The organism is Microvirga tunisiensis (assembly GCF_009296175.1).
Taxonomy (GTDB): Bacteria; Pseudomonadota; Alphaproteobacteria; order Rhizobiales; family Beijerinckiaceae; genus Microvirga; species Microvirga tunisiensis.
In genome coordinates, this window is sequence record NZ_VOSK01000579.1 from 1 (window position 1) to 2,608 (window position 2,608).

Below are 2,608 nucleotides of genomic sequence, written 5' to 3' on the forward strand. Positions count from 1 at the left end.
ATGCGTTTGCCCGGCAAATGCGGCTCCATCCGATCCCACTGGTGATCTTTCAACATCAGACGAACTCCGCTCACCCAAGCCTCCGCGCCCAAAAGGAGCTTGAATCAGATTTGCGAGTCCGTCGAAAGCCTGAATGTCAACGCGCTCTAGCCCCGACTTGGACCATCTTGCTCAGCATTTAGGCACAGAGATCTGCGATCAGACGGCGCAGGACTGCCTCCCCGGCCTGGAATTCGCTGACCTCGATGTATTCATCCGGCTGGTGGGCCTGAGCGATGTCACCGGGTCCACACACCACGGTCGACCAGCCGACGCGCTGGAACAGTCCCGCCTCCGTGCCGTAGGACACGACATGGATGCCGTTGTCGCCGGTCAGGCGACGCATCAGGCGCTCGGCCGCGCCGTCCGTCTCAGGCTTGAGGCCCGGCACCTCGGCGATGACCTCGACGGCAATGCCCGTATCGGGCGCAATAGCCTTCATCCGGGGCTCGACGACATCGCGGATATAAGCCTCGTAGCGGGCCAGGTAATCCATGGGGCTCTCTGTCGGGATCGCCCGAATGTCGCTGAAGAACCAGGCAGAGGACGAGACCACATTGGCGGCATTGCCGCCGGCCATCATGCCGCAATGCAGCGTCGTGTAGGGCGGTTCGAACGGATTCTCCGGATCGACCCGGCGGCGATTCTCCTCCATCACGTCCTCATGCCAAGTGATCAGGCGCGCTGCGTTCATGACAGCACTCACACCCTGGTCGATCCGGCTTGAGTGAACGGCGTATCCCGTGACCTGGGTGCGCAGCTGCACGGAAGCCTTATGCCCCGTCACCACTGCATGGCGGGTCGGCTCACCGACGATCACGGCGGAAGGCGCCGGGATGGACCGTGCCATCGCTTGCACCATCGACGGCGCACCCCGGCAGGCAATCTCCTCATCGTAGGACAGGGCGATGTGAACCGGCCGCTTGAGCGGCGCGCGCACCATCTCGGGCACAAGCGCCAGAACAAGGGCATCGAAGCCTTTCATGTCGGTCGCGCCACGTCCGTAGAGGCGACCGTTTCTCTCCGTGAGCGTCCACGGATCGGTCGACCAGTTCTGCCCTTCGACCGGCACCACATCGGTGTGGCCAGACAGGACGATCCCGCCTTCGACCTGCGGTCCGATGGTGGCATAGAGATTGGCCTTGTCGCCCTCCGGGCTCATGACGACATGGCTTTCGACGCCATGGCTGTTCAGCCAGTCCCGGCAGAACCCGATGATGTCGAGGTTGCTGCTGGTCGAAACGCTCGGGAAGGCAACCAGACGCGAGAGCATTTCGCGGGGTGACAGGGACATCAGGCACATCTCCTTGGGTCAGATGTAAGCATCCGATCCTATTGAGCCTGCGGTCAAGCCGGTTTTATCGGCGTTCATTTCGCCCAGTGCCCGTTGACTAAGCAACGACGTCGCTCGCATGATCGCGCTGCCCGCCATGATCCGATCAGCCGTTCACTCCTCAAGCGCGCCCTGCCCGACGGACACCTTCATGACCATTTTTGACGTGATGCTCTCCGACATCGAAGCCGCCCGTGGCCGGATTGCCGGGCGTGTCAGACGCACCCCTGCCTATGAGAGTACCGACGTGTCGGCCCGCCTCGGCCGCCGCACCGCCCTGAAAATGGAAGCGCTGCAGCTTGCCGGCTCCTTCAAGGTCAGAGGCGTCTTCAACAAGGTGCTGACTTTGAGCGACGAGGAGCGCGGACGCGGCCTCGTCACGGTCTCGGGCGGGAATCATGCCATCGCCGTCGCCAGGGTCGCTGGAACGCTTGGTCTCGATGCCCTCGTTCTGATGCCGAAGACGGCCGCGCGGTTCAACATCGACCTGACAACGAAATTCGGCGCTCGCGTAGAACTCTGCGACGATGCGGCGGAAGCCTTCGCCAAGGCCGAGGATTATCAGCGCCATGGCCGGCTCTTCGTCCATCCCTATGACGATCCTGCCATCATCGCAGGTCACGGCACCCTCGGGCTCGAATTCCTCGACGATATTCCCGACCTCACCCACGTGTTCGTCTCGATCGGCGGCGGCGGCTTCATGTCCGGCGTGGCGGCAGCCCTGAAAGCAAAACGGCCATCGCTCACCGTCTATGGTGTGGAACCGACGGGTGCGCAAACCATGACGGAGGCGCTCAAGGCCGATCAGCCGGTGACAATCCGCCCGACCTCCATCGCCCGAACCCTGGCCGCTCCCTTCGCCACGCACCGGACCGTTGCGGCCGCCAAACTCTTCCTGAAGGAGATTTTGCTGGTGGAAGACCAGCCGGTCATCGCCGATGTGAGCTGGCTCCTCCAGACGGAAAAGCTGCTCTGCGAGCCAGCCGCGGCCTGCGTCTTGACCGCTGCCGAGACTGTCGTTTCATCCCTGCCGGATGATAGCGTCGTCGGACTCGTTCTCTGCGGCTCTAATCTATCTTTGGACGACCTCGACGCTTGGCGCCGGTAGACGCATTGCATCGCCTGAATTGCTCCCTGATTTTGGATCGTTGCCTCATCTGATTTGCTCCCGAGCTCTGGCGAGCTGCGGGGGCGATGATGAGGCAGGTGAGCATGACAACACGCAATGAGCTGATC

At 62.5% G+C, this 2,608-nt stretch carries 2 protein-coding genes; one reads left to right on the top strand and one right to left on the bottom strand.

Annotation, left to right across the window (positions count from 1 at the left end; genetic code table 11):
- Positions 1-178: 178 nt before the first annotated feature.
- Positions 179-1,333 (bottom strand): acetylornithine deacetylase, encoded by a 1,155-nt coding sequence (gene argE / locus FS320_RS41565; protein WP_152718407.1) that lies wholly within the window; start codon positions 1,331-1,333, stop codon positions 179-181.
- A gap of 190 nt (positions 1,334-1,523) precedes the next feature.
- Between argE and FS320_RS41570 the strand changes: the two genes are divergently transcribed.
- Entirely contained in the window at positions 1,524-2,480 is a 957-nt protein-coding gene (locus FS320_RS41570; RefSeq protein WP_162003602.1) for a threonine ammonia-lyase, read from the top strand.
- The last annotated feature ends 128 nt before the right edge of the window (positions 2,481-2,608 follow it).